At 44.6% G+C, this 14,563-nt stretch carries 16 protein-coding genes; 8 read left to right on the top strand and 8 right to left on the bottom strand.

What is annotated here, in order from left to right; genetic code table 11:
* The first annotated feature begins 56 nt into the window (after window positions 1-56).
* Window positions 57-2,213 carry a M3 family metallopeptidase gene (locus VQ048_RS04975; RefSeq protein WP_327610596.1) on the top strand — a complete coding sequence of 719 codons (2,157 nt, stop codon included), beginning with the start codon at window positions 57-59 and terminating at the stop codon, window positions 2,211-2,213.
* An 84-nt stretch (window positions 2,214-2,297) separates the two neighbouring features.
* Here VQ048_RS04975 and lpxB read toward each other — a convergent pair whose 3' ends face one another.
* The gene (gene lpxB, locus VQ048_RS04970; RefSeq protein ID WP_327610595.1) at window positions 2,298-3,413 is read right to left on the bottom strand and encodes a lipid-A-disaccharide synthase; all 1,116 of its coding nucleotides are present in this window, start codon (window positions 3,411-3,413) and stop codon (window positions 2,298-2,300) included.
* A 174-nt stretch (window positions 3,414-3,587) separates the two neighbouring features.
* Here lpxB and VQ048_RS04965 point away from each other — a divergent pair, with 174 nt between their 5' ends.
* Both VQ048_RS04965 and VQ048_RS04960 read left to right on the top strand, forming a co-directional pair.
* On the top strand, window positions 3,588-4,100 hold the full coding sequence (locus VQ048_RS04965) for a DUF2480 family protein (protein WP_327610594.1): 513 nt from the start codon (window positions 3,588-3,590) through the stop codon (window positions 4,098-4,100).
* A 111-nt stretch (window positions 4,101-4,211) separates the two neighbouring features.
* On the top strand, window positions 4,212-4,862 hold the full coding sequence (locus VQ048_RS04960) for a DUF937 domain-containing protein (RefSeq protein WP_327610593.1): 651 nt from the start codon (window positions 4,212-4,214) through the stop codon (window positions 4,860-4,862).
* A gap of 82 nt (window positions 4,863-4,944) precedes the next feature.
* Here VQ048_RS04960 and VQ048_RS04955 read toward each other — a convergent pair whose 3' ends face one another.
* Window positions 4,945-5,055, bottom strand: coding sequence for a 30S ribosomal protein THX (locus tag VQ048_RS04955; RefSeq protein WP_327610592.1), 111 nt, complete (start codon window positions 5,053-5,055; stop codon window positions 4,945-4,947).
* A 111-nt stretch (window positions 5,056-5,166) separates the two neighbouring features.
* Window positions 5,167-5,646, bottom strand: coding sequence for a thermonuclease family protein (locus tag VQ048_RS04950; RefSeq protein ID WP_327610591.1), 480 nt, complete (start codon window positions 5,644-5,646; stop codon window positions 5,167-5,169).
* 160 nt (window positions 5,647-5,806) lie between these two features.
* Between VQ048_RS04950 and aspS the strand changes: the two genes are divergently transcribed.
* Entirely contained in the window at window positions 5,807-7,561 is a 1,755-nt protein-coding gene (gene aspS, locus VQ048_RS04945) for an aspartate--tRNA ligase (protein WP_327610590.1), read from the top strand.
* A gap of 160 nt (window positions 7,562-7,721) precedes the next feature.
* On the opposite strand, the gene rpmA is transcribed toward aspS, so the two are convergent.
* A complete protein-coding gene (rpmA, locus tag VQ048_RS04940) occupies window positions 7,722-7,979 on the bottom strand; it encodes a 50S ribosomal protein L27 (RefSeq protein WP_327610589.1) in 258 nt (85 codons plus the stop codon).
* 19 nt (window positions 7,980-7,998) lie between these two features.
* On the bottom strand, window positions 7,999-8,574 hold the full coding sequence (gene rplU, locus VQ048_RS04935) for a 50S ribosomal protein L21 (RefSeq protein WP_327610588.1): 576 nt from the start codon (window positions 8,572-8,574) through the stop codon (window positions 7,999-8,001).
* A gap of 229 nt (window positions 8,575-8,803) precedes the next feature.
* Here rplU and VQ048_RS04930 point away from each other — a divergent pair, with 229 nt between their 5' ends.
* The 4 genes from VQ048_RS04930 (at window position 8,804) to tnaA (ending at window position 12,730) form a co-directional block, all read left to right on the top strand.
* Complete coding sequence (locus tag VQ048_RS04930; protein ID WP_327610587.1) at window positions 8,804-9,895, top strand: acyltransferase family protein; 1,092 nt, start codon at window positions 8,804-8,806, stop codon at window positions 9,893-9,895.
* Window positions 9,896-10,011: 116 nt separating this feature from the next.
* Window positions 10,012-10,590, top strand: coding sequence for a MiaE family protein (locus tag VQ048_RS04925; RefSeq protein WP_327610586.1), 579 nt, complete (start codon window positions 10,012-10,014; stop codon window positions 10,588-10,590).
* A gap of 21 nt (window positions 10,591-10,611) precedes the next feature.
* The gene (locus VQ048_RS04920; RefSeq protein WP_327610585.1) at window positions 10,612-11,232 is read left to right on the top strand and encodes a DUF502 domain-containing protein; all 621 of its coding nucleotides are present in this window, start codon (window positions 10,612-10,614) and stop codon (window positions 11,230-11,232) included.
* A gap of 121 nt (window positions 11,233-11,353) precedes the next feature.
* Entirely contained in the window at window positions 11,354-12,730 is a 1,377-nt protein-coding gene (gene tnaA, locus VQ048_RS04915) for a tryptophanase TnaA (protein ID WP_327610584.1), read from the top strand.
* Window positions 12,731-12,755: 25 nt separating this feature from the next.
* On the opposite strand, the gene VQ048_RS04910 is transcribed toward tnaA, so the two are convergent.
* From VQ048_RS04910 to VQ048_RS04900, 3 genes are read right to left on the bottom strand one after another with little or no spacing between them, the layout of a single operon-like run.
* On the bottom strand, window positions 12,756-13,403 hold the full coding sequence (locus VQ048_RS04910; protein WP_327610583.1) for a DUF4126 domain-containing protein: 648 nt from the start codon (window positions 13,401-13,403) through the stop codon (window positions 12,756-12,758).
* A 36-nt stretch (window positions 13,404-13,439) separates the two neighbouring features.
* A complete protein-coding gene (rnpA, locus tag VQ048_RS04905) occupies window positions 13,440-13,814 on the bottom strand; it encodes a ribonuclease P protein component (RefSeq protein ID WP_327610582.1) in 375 nt (124 codons plus the stop codon).
* An 11-nt stretch (window positions 13,815-13,825) separates the two neighbouring features.
* The gene (locus tag VQ048_RS04900) at window positions 13,826-14,563 is read right to left on the bottom strand and encodes a tRNA threonylcarbamoyladenosine dehydratase (RefSeq protein WP_327610581.1); all 738 of its coding nucleotides are present in this window, start codon (window positions 14,561-14,563) and stop codon (window positions 13,826-13,828) included.

The raw sequence follows: 14,563 nt of genomic DNA, 5'->3' as shown, positions 1-14,563 counted from the left end.
TTCAAATTTATTTAAAATAAGTATCTTTAGCACTCAAAAAACATAACAATTTTGACATGAAAAATATTACATCCCTATTTTTTATTTCTTCGCTGGCCGCTTTGACCGCCTGCACTTCCACTATGAACACATCAAGAAACAACGCTCCGACAGCACAATCTCTGCCATCCCCCGAGGCCTCACTTGCCGGTAATCCTTTCATGGTTAAAAGTACCCTCCAGTACCAAGCACCCGAATTTGACAAAATAAAAGACGAGCACTATAAACCCGCTTTCGATTACGGGCTGAAAGTTCAGTCTGCCGAAATAGCAAATATAGCCAACAATCCGGCCGCTCCAACTTTTGAAAATACCGTACTCGCCTTGGAAAACAGCGGCGAGGTCCTGCAAAGAGCCCAAACGATTTTCTACAATCTATCAGGTTCCAACACCAACCCTACCCTCCAAAAAATACAAGAGGAATACGCGCCCATTTTCTCCGCCCAGTCGGACAAAATCTTTCTGAACGACAAACTATACGCCCGTTTCAAAGCCATTGACACGTCGCGTTTGGATGCCGAAAGCAAAAGACTGACAGAATACTACCTCAAACGTTTCGAAATTGCAGGAGCAAATCTTTCTGCCGACAAAAAAGAAGAACTAAAAAAAATCAACTCCGAACTGGCCACCCTTTCCACCCAGTTTTCCAATAAGTTACTGGAAGCTCGAAAAAAAGGAGGCGTAGTCATTACCGACGTTAAAGAATTAGACGGCCTTTCCGAAGACCAAATCGCTGCAGCTGCTGCCGACGCCAAAAACGCCGGACTGGAAGGAAAATACCTTCTGTCCCTTCTAAATACCACCCAACAGCCTCTGCTCCAAAATCTAAAAGACCGAAAAACAAGAGAAAAGCTCTTCAAAGCCTCTTGGTATAGAGCCGAAAAAGGAGATGCCAATGATACCCGAGAAACCATCGAAAGAATTGCCCGTCTGAGACTAAGAAAAGCCAAACTCCAAGGGAAAAACTCTTTTGCCGAATGGAAACTGCAAGACCAAATGGCCCAATCGCCAGACAAAGCCATGAAACTTCTGCACCAACTGGCAACACCGGCCGTTGAAACAGCCAAAAAAGAAAAAGAAGAAATCCAAGCCCTGATTGACGCCCAAAAAGGAGGCTTCGAATTGGCTCCTTGGGACTGGAATTTCTATGCCGAACAAGTGAGAAAAGCCAAATACGACCTCGACGAGAACGAAATAAAACCGTATTTTGAAGTTAATACCGTACTGGAAAAAGGGGTTTTTTACGCTGCAGAAAAATTTTACGGCATCACTTTCAAGAAAAGAACCGATTTACCGGTCTACCATCCTGATGTGACCGTCTACGAGGTTTTCGACCGCGACGGAAAATCCATGGCCCTATACTACCTCGACTTCTATACCCGAAGCAACAAAGGCGGAGGCGCATGGATGAGCAACTTCGTGGAACAGTCCCACTTATTGAAGCAAAAGCCGGTAATCGTAAATGTCTTCAATTATCAAAAACCCGCTCCGGGAAAACCCTCCCTCATTTCTTACGATGACGTCGAAACCATGTTTCACGAATTCGGACATACTCTTCACGGTCTTTTCGCCAACCAAAAGTACGTCACCCTTTCCGGAACGGCAACCCCAAGGGATTTCGTAGAGTTCCCTTCGCAAATCAACGAATTTTTCGCCTTGGAACCTGAAGTTCTGAAAAATTACGCTCTGCATTACCAAACCCAAAAACCAATGCCCCAAGCCTTGGTGGAAAAAATAAAGAAAGCCCGCTCGTTCAACCAAGGGTACGCCACAACAGAGTTAGTTTCGGCTGCAACCATCGACATGGCTTGGCATTCTGTTACCGACGAAAATCAGCTTCTCCCCACTTTGGAGTTTGAAAAAAAGGCATTGGATCGATTCGGATTTACCCTTAGCCAAGTCCCACCAAGATACCACTCGCCCTACTTCGCCCATATTTTCGGGGGCGGCTATTCGGCAGGGTACTATGCCTATATGTGGTCCGACGTTCTTAATTCCGCCGCTTGGGATTACATCAAAACCCATGGAGGAATGACCCGTGAAAACGGCGACCGCTTCCGTCAATACATCCTTTCCGTAGGAAACTCGGTGGACTTGAACCAAGCCTTCAGAGAGTTTACCGGAAAAGACCCCGAAATCACCCCTCTACTAAAAGACAAAGGGTTCCTAAAATAAACCAATAAAGAACGGCTCAGTGAAGCCGTTCTTTAGTTTTATAGGTTTTTCGTTTTAACTAAAAGGCAGATGTCTCCCGACTTCTCAATCTTTCTCTAATTCACCGGTAATGATGGCCGCCGCCTTATCACTTGCTCCCTTCCCTCCCAAAATCTGACGAAGTTCGTGGTAATCCCGCAAAATTCTTTCCCGATCCCCCTGCAAAACCTTACCCAATTCCGAAACCAGATTCTCACGATTCAAGTCCCCTTGAATCAACTCTTTCACCACTTCACGGTCCATAATGAGATTCACCAACGAAATATAACGGATATGTTTCACCAAACGTTTAGCAATGGCATAGGACAAACGGCTCCCCCGATAACAAACCACTTCGGGAACTCCAAGCAATGCCGTCTCCAAAGTAGCCGTCCCCGAAGTAACCAGTGCCGCCTCCGAACACCGAAGCAAATCGTACGTTCTGTTAGAGACAAAATGCACGTCGTCATCCACATACTTTCGATAAAAAGATTCAGGAAGGCTCGGCGCCCCCGCAATAACAAACTGATAACGACTAAAATAAGGCCGAACCGAAAGCATCACCTCCAACATCTTTTCCACCTCCTGCGTTCGAGAGCCCGGAAGCAAAGCAATAATTTCCCTCTCGTCCAAACCATTCTCAGCCTTAAAGCCTTCCCTATCCAACGGAGCTAATCCCGAAATCGCATCCAATAAAGGGTGACCAACAAAATGAGCCTCCACGCCATGCTTTTGATAAAAAGCCTTTTCAAAAGGTAAAATCACCAGCATCTCGTCCACATACTTTTTCACGATCTCTACCCGGCCTTCCTTCCACGCCCAAAGCTGAGGCGAAATATAATAAACCACCTTAATACCCAAAGTCTTCGCAAAACGGGCTACCCTAAGATTAAACCCCGGATAATCCACCAAAATCAAAACATCCGGACGGCAGGCTTCCAAATCCGCTTTGCAAAATTTTATGTTGGAAAGAATGGTCCTGAGGTTCATTAACACTTCTACAAATCCCATAAACGCCAAATCCCGATAATGTTTTACCGGTTTATGCCCCGCAACAGAAGCCATCAAATCGCCACCCCAAAATCTGAATTCCGCCTGCGAATCCCTTACCTGAAGACGCTTCATCAAGTTACTGGCATGCAAATCGCCCGAGGCTTCCCCCGCTATGATATAATATTTCAAAATCGACTTTTTTAAGGTTTATACGTTTCAAATATTGCGCCTTTATTCTCCGACGCCAAACAAAGGTACAACAATTCTGTAAGCCGCTATTCTCCCGATTCTCTAATCCGAATTAAAATTCAAAATAGAAATCAATAATTTCTCTTAATTTTGCCCGGTTCATAAAATCCCGTCATGTCAAACGAATTTGAAATCAAAAATAAAGTAGCCGAAAGTGGTCTTATCAATTTCGACCTCTCCGAGCTCCTACCCAAAGGCCCCCGAAAAGGCATTGACCTAAAAGATTTTCTTTGGGAGGGACTGATTCTAAAGGAAAAAGATTTTCGCGAAAAAGTCGACGCCCTGAATCCTGAGCACTACAAAGACTGCTTTGTTTACCTCTATAATTCGGCCGAGGCTATCGTTCCTCTTTGGTCCTATTTTCTTTTAACCGCAAAACTCACCGGCCATGCCAAAAAAATCGTTTTCGGGAACCAAGAGGATTTAGAAACCCTATTAATGCATCAAGCCATGCAAAACCACGATTTTAGTCCTTTAAAAGATAAAAGGGTTTTGGTCAAAGGATGCAGCGATCAATCAATCCCCGAAAACGCTTACGTGGAACTGGTTGAACATCTGAAGCCTTTGGTAAAGTCCTTAATGTTCGGCGAAGCCTGCAGTAACGTTCCCATTTTCAAAAAAAAATAACCCCTTAAAAGTCAGAAACATAAACCCGGAAACAAAATATTTCTCTCGAAAACAAACGAAAGGAATATTTTTTGATGTTTTATTCCCGATTAATCTTTATACCTTCAAATCATGAATCTTATCGATCTCATTACCGGCAATACCGGAAATCAAGTTGCCGAACAGGCCGAGAACAAATTCGGAGTAAGCCGAAACCAGATCATTGCGCTTTTAGCCGTTGCTGCCCCGCTGATTATCTCCTACCTGAGAAAAAAATCGCAGGATGCCAAAGAGGCCGAAGCCCTAAATAACGCTTTAGACAAAAACCACGACGGTAGCATCCTAAACAACCCATCCCAAGCCTTGGAAAGAGAATCTGAAGGAAGTTCGATTTTGGATCACATCTTCGGAAGTCAAAAAGCCCAAGTGGAAAATTCACTCTCCCAAGAAACCGGAATCTCCGCAGGAAAAATAGGTCCTATTCTAGCCATGCTGGCTCCCATCATCATGGGCTACATTGGCAAACAAAAACAACAAAACAATGTGAATGCCGGTGGAATTGGTGATCTTTTAGGCAACCTTTTGGGCGGATCAACAGACAACACTCAAGATAGTCCTTTGGGTAGCATTTTAGGTCAAGTCTTAGGCGGTGGCCAAAGCGATTCAAACTCAAGCAATCCGTTAAACGATATTTTAGGAAGCGTGTTAGGAGGAAGCTCATCGCAAGACAAACAACAAGGTGGTTTAGGAAGTCTTTTAGGAGGTCTATTCGGAAACAAGTAAACAAATTCTCCCACCCTAATTAACAAAACAACCGGAAAGCTAAACTTTCCGGTTGTTTTGTTGTTAAAAATAAAAACGTCTATCAGGCTTTTTTCTCCGCTCTAGCTGCAGCTACCTTTTTTCTAGGTCTGGTTTTACCGTAACTTCCTGCTTTACGCTTTCCTCTTGCTGTTTTCTGATCTCCTTTTCCCATAATTTTAACATTTTATTTTTAATTGAACAAAAATAAAAAAATCCTCTAAAAACTCCAAAAACCGCTCTCCTTAACCTCTTTCTCTCATAAAAAAGGAATTTAACAACCATTTCATTTGCGCAACTCTCGACGTTGCTTCCGCCAATCCCAAGGCGCTACAGGATTCTCTTGCCGCCACAACCCTACCCGCTTTGCCTTAGCAGCAGACTCCAACTCCGCATACCCCGAATCCGAAGAATATTTCTTAAAATGCCAAGCCATCCCTTTACGAACCATGGCTTTGTTAAGGTTTTGATTTCTATAAAAAATCTCGGCAATCCACCGCCCGTAACGATCCGGCCGCCCCGAAACCACCACCTCCACCACCTGCCCAAAACACTGCGACGAAAGGTATTGTTTCGCTTTTTTACCGTAGGGCTGATTTTTTTCGGGAGCATCAATATGCGCCAAACGAACCACTCTGGCTAGCCCATTGTACAAAATTTCAACCGTATCGCCATCCTTCACCCCAATCACTTTCGCCTGATAATGCTGAGCCGATAAAACAAACGAAAATAAAATAAAACAAACGCAAAACAAAAACTTTTTCATCCCCGCAAAACTACATAAAAAACCATCCGTTTCCATTAACACCCCCAAAGATATTCCCCGACATTTTCCATCCAAAAACCTTATCTTTGCCTCCCTGACCGATAGGAACCCAAACGCCTATCTTTCAAATTTAAACCTACATTCAACAGACTATAGAAAAATGTTCAGAACGCACACCAACGGCGAATTAACGCTAAAAAACCTAAACGAAAAAGTAACCCTTTCGGGCTGGGTACAGACCATCCGAGACAAAGGCTTTGTTCTATGGATTGACCTAAGGGACCGCTACGGCATCACCCAACTGGTCTTTGACGAAGAACGCTCATCCAAAGAACTTTTGGAAAATGCTAAAAAACTGGGACGAGAATTCGTGATTCAAGTAACGGGAACCGTCATTGAACGCTCATCCAAGAATCCTAAAATTTCTACCGGAGAAATCGAAATCTTGGTTTCCGAACTTCGTCTTCTCAACGAGTCGCTTCTGCCCCCCTTTACCATCGAAGACCAAACCGATGGTGGGGAAGAGTTAAGAATGAAATACCGCTATTTGGACATCCGAAGAAATCCAGTAAAAGACAAACTGATCTTCCGCCACCAAATGGCGCAAAAAATACGTAACTACCTCTCCGATAAAGGTTTTATCGAAGTCGAAACGCCCGTATTGATTAAATCGACCCCGGAAGGCGCAAGGGACTTTGTTGTTCCCAGCCGAATGAATCCTGGGCAGTTCTACGCTCTGCCGCAATCGCCTCAAACGTTCAAACAGCTTCTCATGGTCGGCGGTATGGACCGTTATTTCCAAATCGTAAAGTGTTTCCGAGATGAGGATTTGCGCGCCGACCGCCAGCCCGAATTCACACAAATCGACTGCGAAATGGCCTTTGTGGAACAAGAAGACGTTTTGGAAATCTTCGAAGGATTAGTTTCCAAACTCCTGAAAGATCTCACGGGGCAGACTTTTGAGCGTTTTCCAAGAATTACGTTTGATGAAGCTATGAAAACCTATGGTAACGACAAACCCGACATCCGTTTCGGAATGAAATTCGTCGAACTAAACGAGGTGGTCAAAGGCAAAGATTTCAAGATTTTCGATGAAGCCGAACTGGTAGTGGGAATCAACGTGGAAGGCTGTGCCGACTATACCCGAAAACAAATCGACGCTTGGACCGAATGGGTAAAACGCCCACAAATAGGAGCTACAGGAATGGTTTGGATTAAATATCAAAACGACGGTACCCTGACCTCTTCCGTCAATAAATTCTATAATGAAGACGATTTAAAACGTATCGCCGAGCGCTTCGGAGCCCAACCTGGAGACCTTCTGCTAATCCTAAGCGGAGAAACCACGAAGGTAAGAACCCAGCTTTCCGCCCTCCGAATGGAGTTAGGCAACCAATTGGGTCTCCGAAAAGGAGATGAATTCGCCCCACTTTGGGTCGTAGATTTCCCCCTATTAGAATGGGACGAAGAATCCGGACGTTACCATGCCATGCACCATCCGTTTACTTCACCAAAACCCGAAGATATCGAACTACTCACTAGCAATCCGGGCAAGGCCAGAGCCAACGCATACGACATGGTATTGAACGGCAACGAAATTGGCGGAGGATCCGTCCGAATTTTCGACAAAGAACTTCAAAGCAAAATGTTTGACCTTCTGGGCTTTTCCAAAGAAGAAGCCGAAGCCCAATTCGGATTCCTCCTACAAGCCTTCCGCTACGGCGCACCTCCTCACGCCGGACTAGCCTTTGGTTTCGACCGATTGGTAGCTATTTTGGACGGTAACGAAGTTATACGCGATTACATTGCTTTCCCAAAAAACAACAGCGGAAGAGACGTCATGATAGACGCCCCTAGCCCAATCGCCAAAGAACAATTGGACGAACTTTACCTAAAGACCGAGGCCAAAGATTAATCGTCCCGAATCTTAAAAAAAACAAGCGAAGTTCTATAAAAGAGCTTCGCTTGTTTTAGTTAAAACATACCCCGCTTTTTCTTTTATTCTTTTTATAAATAAGCATAAAAAAACCCGAGGCAAAAGCTTCGGGATTTTTTTATTCAAACGTATTAAAAAACTATGCGTTTGGTTCTACAGATACAAAAGATCTGTTGTTTGCTTTCTTAGTAAAAACTACTTTACCGTCAACAAGCGCAAACAAAGTGTGATCCTTACCCATTCCCACGTTTTCACCCGGATGATGAGTCGTTCCTCTTTGTCTCACGATGATATTACCCGCGATTGCTTCCTGACCTCCGAAAATCTTTACCCCAAGTCTTTTGGAGTGCGATTCTCTACCGTTTTTGGAGCTACCAACTCCTTTCTTGTGTGCCATTTCTTCTTAGGGTTTTATTTTATGATTTTTTTGCTGCGAATTTCTCGATATTCTTCTCAATCAAAGCATCCACTTCCTCGTGCAAAAGAACATCTTTACCAGACTCCTCTTTCAAAGCCGTTCCCAAAGACACTAGCAATTCTCTATTGTCTTTAGACTGAGAAAGGTTAAACTTCTTTAGTTTGTAGTTCAATTCGTGATCCTCTCCCAAATCAACCGTTGCTCTGTCAGAAGCCTCAGCCTTTGCTGCTGTTTCTTTCTTTGCCGATGATTTTTTAGAACCTTCAAATCCTGTAATTCCAGTAATCACGATCTGAGTCAATTGCTGTCTGTGACCGTTCTTTTTAGCGTATCCTTTTCTTCTTTTTTTCTTGAAAACGATAACTTTATCCGCCTGAAAGTGATCCAAAATTTCAGCATCAACAGTGATACCGCTTACAGCCGGGGCGCCAACCGTTGTAGCACCGTTTACAGTAAGAAGAACTTTATCAAAAGAAACTTTGTCTCCTTTTTCTCCTTTCAAACGGTTTACAAACAACTTCTGGTCTTGCTCAACTTTGTATTGAAGCCCTGCTATCTCTACAATTGCAAACATTGTTTATAAATTTTTAGTTGTTAATATTCTATTTTGAGTTTGCAAAAATAAGATTTTTTTTCATAACACAAACAATTCCGAAGAAAATTCTGTCGCTATTTCTCTTCGTTTCAGCACAAAGGCTTTTTTACCCGTTTTATTCTCTCAAAAAAACACCAACAAAAATCTCCTTTCGATATTCTGAGGCTTTCACTATCTTTGAATCTCAGATTATAATTTATTTTCCCCCATGAAAAGAGATCTATACATTGACTTTGCCAAAGGCATGGCCACCCTTTCCATTATTTTCATCCATACCGTTTTTTGGTCCGGACAGTTCTACGTCCCTACGGAATGGCGCGTCCTCTCATTGCTTTTCGACGTTCCTTTGTTCTTTGCCCTAAGCGGAATCACCTCCGGCGGAAACCTCGAAAAAACGTTTTACCGCCTATTGAAGCTCCAAATCACTTTCATGATTTTCGTGACCTTTCTCTTCTTTTTGGACTACCTCTTCAAAGTAATCGGACTGCATTGGTTCGGCCTGAAATGGATGCAGGAATTCTACGCCACTTTCGGCTCAAAATACGTCCCTCAAAACATTTCTGACATTCCTCAGTGGCAAAATCTAGGCAACTGGTATCTTCACTCTTACACCAATGCCGACACCTTCCCTGTGGTTATGGGCAGCTTTTGGTACCTTAAAGTTTATTTTATTTTAACGGTTTTCGGCGTTCTTATTTTGAGGTTCTTCCCCAAACATCTCAACGGATTTATCGCCCTCTGCTTGGGGCTTTTCGTTCTTTTTAATCTTTTCCCTCAGTATTATCCTTCCGGTCAGGTAGGATACGTCGCCTTATACCTCGCCCTGTTCCTCGGAGCAAACAAAATGAAAGGAAAACGAATCCCCACCCAATGGATTCCCGTACTTTATGGAGGCATCGCCCTTGCTCTTGCTTTAATGTTTTGGCATTACGGCAGTGAAATTTTCTACAAAATGAACAAACAAAAATTTCCTCCGAAAATCCCCTACGCCCTGTGGGCCTTATTCTCTTTAGCAACCCTTTTCGTTCTTTACAACCGTCTAAAAATAACCAAGGACAATTTCATCAACTACATCGGACGGAATGCTATTTTTTATTATTTCGCCCAAGGAATCAGTTCGTCGTTGGTTTACTTTATCGTCGTTCCTCTAAAAGACAACCTTCATTGGGGAGTGCTCATGGTTAGCGTATATGCCATCAACGTCTTGTTGGCAATAGTCATTGCCGAAGGCCTGAAATGGGTGGATGCTAAAGGCTGGCAGTTTTTAAGCTTTTTAAGAGCGAAAACCGCCGACCGTTGAGAATCAAAATAGAGTTTTTTCTCTTTTGCTTTTATTAAAATTCCCTTATTTTTACGAAAAATTTCGGGGCGAATAGCAAAGCACCCCCCGTAGTAAATCTTTAAAAACAAAAAATAATGTTTAAATTAAAACTTCCGACCGATCCACGTTGGGCCAATATAGCCGAAGAAAACATCAGTGAAATCCTTACCGATCACGCCTGGTGCGAACAAAAAGCCGCCAGCAACGCCATCATGCTAATCACCATGCTTCCCGAGTACCCCGAAATCGTAACCGAGCTATTAGCCATCGCTCAGGAAGAACTGGAGCATTTCGGGCAAGTCCACGAAATCATCAAAAAAAGAGGCTACCAACTGGGACGTCAACGCAAGGACGATTACGTGAACGATCTGTTCAAATTCATCGTTCAGGGCAGCAGGGAAGAATTCATCATTGACAGAATGCTCTTTGCCGCCATGATTGAAGCCCGCAGCTGCGAACGATTCAAAGTCCTGACCGAAACCATAAAAGACGAAGAACTAAAAACCTTCTATCGCGAATTAATGATTTCCGAAGCCAACCACTACACCACCTTCATTGGTTTTGCAAGAGAATTGGGCGACCCCGAAAAAGTAAACCAAAGATGGGAAGAATGGCTGGAGTACGAAGCCAAAATCATCGCCGGCTACGGCACCAAAGAAACCATCCATGGTTAAATCAATCACCCGACAAACCCAATGAAACAAATAAAAACCGAAAGCATCATCAATCTTTTCCTGAAATATTTTTTTCAGGGACTGATGATTATCGGACCTTTCGGACTAACGATTTTCGTCATTTGGTATGTGGTTTCGGCCATTGACAGCAGCATTCCTTTTCTTTCGGAAAATCTTTACCCCGGAATCACTTTCCTACTGGTAATCACTGCGATTGTCGCCATCGGATTTCTCGGCAACAAACTCGTTTTCGGAAGGCTAATCTTCGACCGTTTGGACCACTTCCTGGAGCGGACCCCCGGAATAAAGCACATCTACACCCCTACCAAAGACGTCATGTCTTCTTTTGTGGGCGACAAAAAAAAATTCAAGCACCCCGTATGGGTAAAAACCAACGAGTCTCCCGAAATATGGCGCATCGGCTTTCTAACCCAAAACGACATGGGCGCCGTAGATAAATCCGACTACGTGGCCGTTTACCTTCCTCACAGCTACGCCATATCAGGATGGGTTATCATCACTCAAATCCAAAACACCAAACCCGTGGTCGGCATGTCTGCTGCTACCGCCATGAAATTCGCGGTGAGTGGAGGAATTGCAGGCTTCCATTCCGACGACAACGTCTTCAAGGCACCGGAATGAGACTGTGAAATTATTTAAGTTTTGTTTTGAAAGCGTTTAAAACCAACCCGTCTTAAACGATGACGCCCGAAAATCTCCGAGGCTATTTCCTTTTACATTTTAATTTCACAAAAAATCCGTTATGAAACTTCCTTACGCCGAACCCTACCGCATCAAAATGGTTGAAGCTATCCGCCAATCCACCCCCGAACAAAGGGAAGAATGGATAGCCGCCGCGCATTATAACCTCTTTAATTTAGAAAGTGACAAAGTCTTTATCGACCTGTTAACCGACAGCGGAACAGGAGCCATGAGCGACCGACAATGGGCCGCCATGATGACCGGGGACGAAAGCTACGCCGGCTCCAAGTCCTTCCTCGAATTAAAAAAAACCGTCCAGCAAATTACCGGCTTCACCCACCTGCTCCCCACTCATCAAGGACGAGCCGCCGAAAATATTCTTTTTTCCACCCTAATTAAAGAAGGGCACGTCGTGCCTGGAAACTCGCATTTCGACACTACCAAAGGCCATATCGAATTCCGAAAGGCCAAAGCCATCGACTGCACCATTGACGAAGCCTTCGACACCGCTCTTGGCCACCCTTTTAAAGGCAATTTAGACCTGAAAAAACTGGAGCAAGTCTACCAAACCTACCCCAAAGCGCAAATTCCATTCTGCTTAATTACCGTTACCTGCAATACTTCCGGCGGCCAACCCGTATCCATGGAAAACATAAAAGCCGTAAAAGCACTCTCCGACCGCTACGGCATCCCCATTTACTTCGACGCCGCCCGTTTTGCAGAAAACGCCTACTTCATTAAAAAAAGAGAAGAAGGCTACCAAAACAAAAGTATCAAAGAAATTTGCAAGGAAATGTTTTCCTACGGAGAAGGCATGACCATGAGCTCAAAAAAAGACGGATTAGTCAACATCGGGGGATTTATCGCCTTGAATAACGAGCACGTCTACCAAACCGCCGCCAATTTCACCATCATCTACGAAGGTTTCATCACTTACGGAGGAATGAGCGGAAGAGACATGGCCGCCCTGGCTGTCGGGTTGGACGAAAGCACGGAAATGGAATACCTCACCAGCCGGATTTCCCAAGTGGAATACCTCGGCAAACAACTGATTGACTACGGTATTCCCGTCCAACAACCGATTGGAGGCCATGCCGTATTTATCGACGCTCTGAAATTCTTACCTCATGTTCCAAGAGAGGAATTTCCCGCTCAAACCCTCGCCATAGCATTGTACAAAGAAGCCGGAATCCGAGGCGTGGAAATCGGAGCCATACTGGCCGACAGAGACCCTCAAACCCGAGAAAACCGCTATCCCGCAACCGAATTCGTACGGCTAGCCATCCCAAGACGAACCTACACCCAAAACCACATGGACTACGTGGCCACAGCCTTGAAAAAAGTTTACGACCAAAGAAACGAAATCCGAAAAGGGTATCAAATCGTTTGGGAACCCGACATCCTGCGACACTTCACGGTAAAACTTAAACCTTTATAAAAAATGAGGCCTTGAGCCTCATTTTTTATTCGATTTCTTTAGTTTCTACAACTTCCACTTCAATAATCTTGGAAGACGGTTTACGGTTAAAACGTTTGAGCTTCGACATCATTTTACGCCCCAAAACCAACACCGAAATCACAAGCACTACCGCCATGATAACCGCTACCACAGGCGCCATCATAGCCAAAACCGACATCACTCCTGCACCCGCCGTTTCCGTAGTCGCTACAGTCGAGTTGCCCAATCCTCCAGTAGTCGCCGTCGAAGCCACCCGAGTCCCCGCAAATCCCGAACTGATAACCGCCGCCGTTCCCCCTCCCGCAATCAGAGCGAGTGCCCACTGGGAAAATCCCCCAAGATCCGCAAATTGGCTGGCAAACAAAACCGAACCCGCTACCGTAGCTAAAGGCACCGAGAGCATATCCAAAAACGAATCCACCACGGGAATATAATAAGCCAAAACCTCCACCACCATCGCAATTCCCGTCGTAATGAGAACCGGCAATCCCGAAAGCCATTCAAATTGAGCATTCATCGGAATCCATCCCATATAGGACGCCAAACTAACCAAAAACATCGGCAAAAAAACACGAAACCCCGTCGCCGCCGCCAAACCTATCCCCATGAACGCACTAAGGAAATAAGGTAAATAAGGCATATTTTCAAACATATCAACTTTTTTCAGTTCTGTCCAACAAAAAACATGCTAATCCGCCGTTTTTTTCATTAACAAATCGCACAACTTGACCAACTCGGCCTCAACCTCCTTGTAATGCTTTGGGAAATCCTTGGAAACCCAAAAAATCATCGCCACCCCCTGCGCACCAAACGCCGAAGCAAATAAAGATTTATTCAAACGATACGCTTCCCTCAACAGACGTTTGATGCGATTGCGATCTGTCGCCCGTTTAAAATTCCGTTTGGAAACCGAAACCCCAACCTTCATTGTCCCCAATCCCTCAACGGGACAAGAAATAACCCGAAGCCGGCCACTGCTTTTCCACTTTCCCTTTTCAAAAAGCAAAGCCACTTGTTTTTTTTGTTTAAGCTTCTCCGTTTTGGAATACCCCTGTGTTTTCATCAGCCGCTGTCTCAGTGTTTCTTATCGTTTTTCAAAAGATAATTAAGAACTTCTGCCGCCGCAAAAAGCCCAAACGCCGCCGGAATAAAACTAATCGTACCGTAAAACGACCGCTTAAAATTAGTCCCGTCCGTCATTTTAAGGCTTTCCTCGTTTTGAAGTTCCGAAGAAAAAACACACTTAAACCCTTTCTGAAGTAAACTTTCACGCTTCAATCGTTTACGCACCTGTTTGGCCAAATAACAATTATACGTCTTGCTAATATCCTTCACCATGATTTTGGAAGGATCGGTTTTCCCACCAGCTCCCATACTGGAAATCAGCTTAATCTTCCGCCGCCGAGCCTCTTTTATCAGTTCCAGCTTCGGCGTCACGCTATCAATGCAATCCAAAACGTAATCAAACCGAGCCGAATCCAACACCGCCCCCATGCTCTCTGGATTGAGAAACTCCGTAAGCACCGTCAGTTCCAAATCCGGATTAATATCCAAAAGCCTCGCCGCAACCACTTCCGACTTGGTCTTGCCAACCGTAGAATGCAAAGCCGGAAGTTGTCGGTTGATATTGGTCACATCCACCGTATCGCCATCGACGATCGTCATACGGCCCACACCCGCCCGAGCCAAAAACTCCGCCGCGAACGAACCCACACCACCAAGCCCCACCACCAGTAAATGAGCCGCCTTTAATCGTTCAATTCCTTTTTCCTTTATCAGAAGCTCCGTGCGCTCCAACCACTTTTCACTCAT

This window comes from Bergeyella anatis (genome assembly GCF_036016955.1).
Taxonomy (GTDB): Bacteria; Bacteroidota; Bacteroidia; order Flavobacteriales; family Weeksellaceae; genus JAYWXI01.
This window is presented reverse-complemented; position numbering and strand designations above follow the sequence as displayed.

Bases quoted from the DNA above. Each gene is read 5' to 3' on its own strand.
- VQ048_RS04975 (WP_327610596.1), top strand. From the start codon at position 57: ATGAAAAATATTACATCCCTATTTTTTATTTCTTCGCTGGCCGCTTTG.
- VQ048_RS04965 (WP_327610594.1), top strand. From the start codon at position 3,588: ATGTCAAACGAATTTGAAATCAAAAATAAAGTAGCCGAAAGTGGTCTT.
- VQ048_RS04960 (WP_327610593.1), top strand. From the start codon at position 4,212: ATGAATCTTATCGATCTCATTACCGGCAATACCGGAAATCAAGTTGCC.
- VQ048_RS04955 (WP_327610592.1), bottom strand. From the start codon at position 5,055: ATGGGAAAAGGAGATCAGAAAACAGCAAGAGGAAAGCGTAAAGCAGGA.
- VQ048_RS04950 (WP_327610591.1), bottom strand. From the start codon at position 5,646: ATGAAAAAGTTTTTGTTTTGCGTTTGTTTTATTTTATTTTCGTTTGTT.
- aspS (WP_327610590.1), top strand. From the start codon at position 5,807: ATGTTCAGAACGCACACCAACGGCGAATTAACGCTAAAAAACCTAAAC.
- rpmA (WP_327610589.1), bottom strand. From the start codon at position 7,979: ATGGCACACAAGAAAGGAGTTGGTAGCTCCAAAAACGGTAGAGAATCG.
- rplU (WP_327610588.1), bottom strand. From the start codon at position 8,574: ATGTTTGCAATTGTAGAGATAGCAGGGCTTCAATACAAAGTTGAGCAA.
- VQ048_RS04930 (WP_327610587.1), top strand. From the start codon at position 8,804: ATGAAAAGAGATCTATACATTGACTTTGCCAAAGGCATGGCCACCCTT.
- VQ048_RS04925 (WP_327610586.1), top strand. From the start codon at position 10,012: ATGTTTAAATTAAAACTTCCGACCGATCCACGTTGGGCCAATATAGCC.
- VQ048_RS04920 (WP_327610585.1), top strand. From the start codon at position 10,612: ATGAAACAAATAAAAACCGAAAGCATCATCAATCTTTTCCTGAAATAT.
- tnaA (WP_327610584.1), top strand. From the start codon at position 11,354: ATGAAACTTCCTTACGCCGAACCCTACCGCATCAAAATGGTTGAAGCT.
- VQ048_RS04910 (WP_327610583.1), bottom strand. From the start codon at position 13,403: ATGTTTGAAAATATGCCTTATTTACCTTATTTCCTTAGTGCGTTCATG.
- rnpA (WP_327610582.1), bottom strand. From the start codon at position 13,814: ATGAAAACACAGGGGTATTCCAAAACGGAGAAGCTTAAACAAAAAAAA.
- VQ048_RS04900 (WP_327610581.1), bottom strand. From the start codon at position 14,563: ATGAGTGAAAAGTGGTTGGAGCGCACGGAGCTTCTGATAAAGGAAAAA.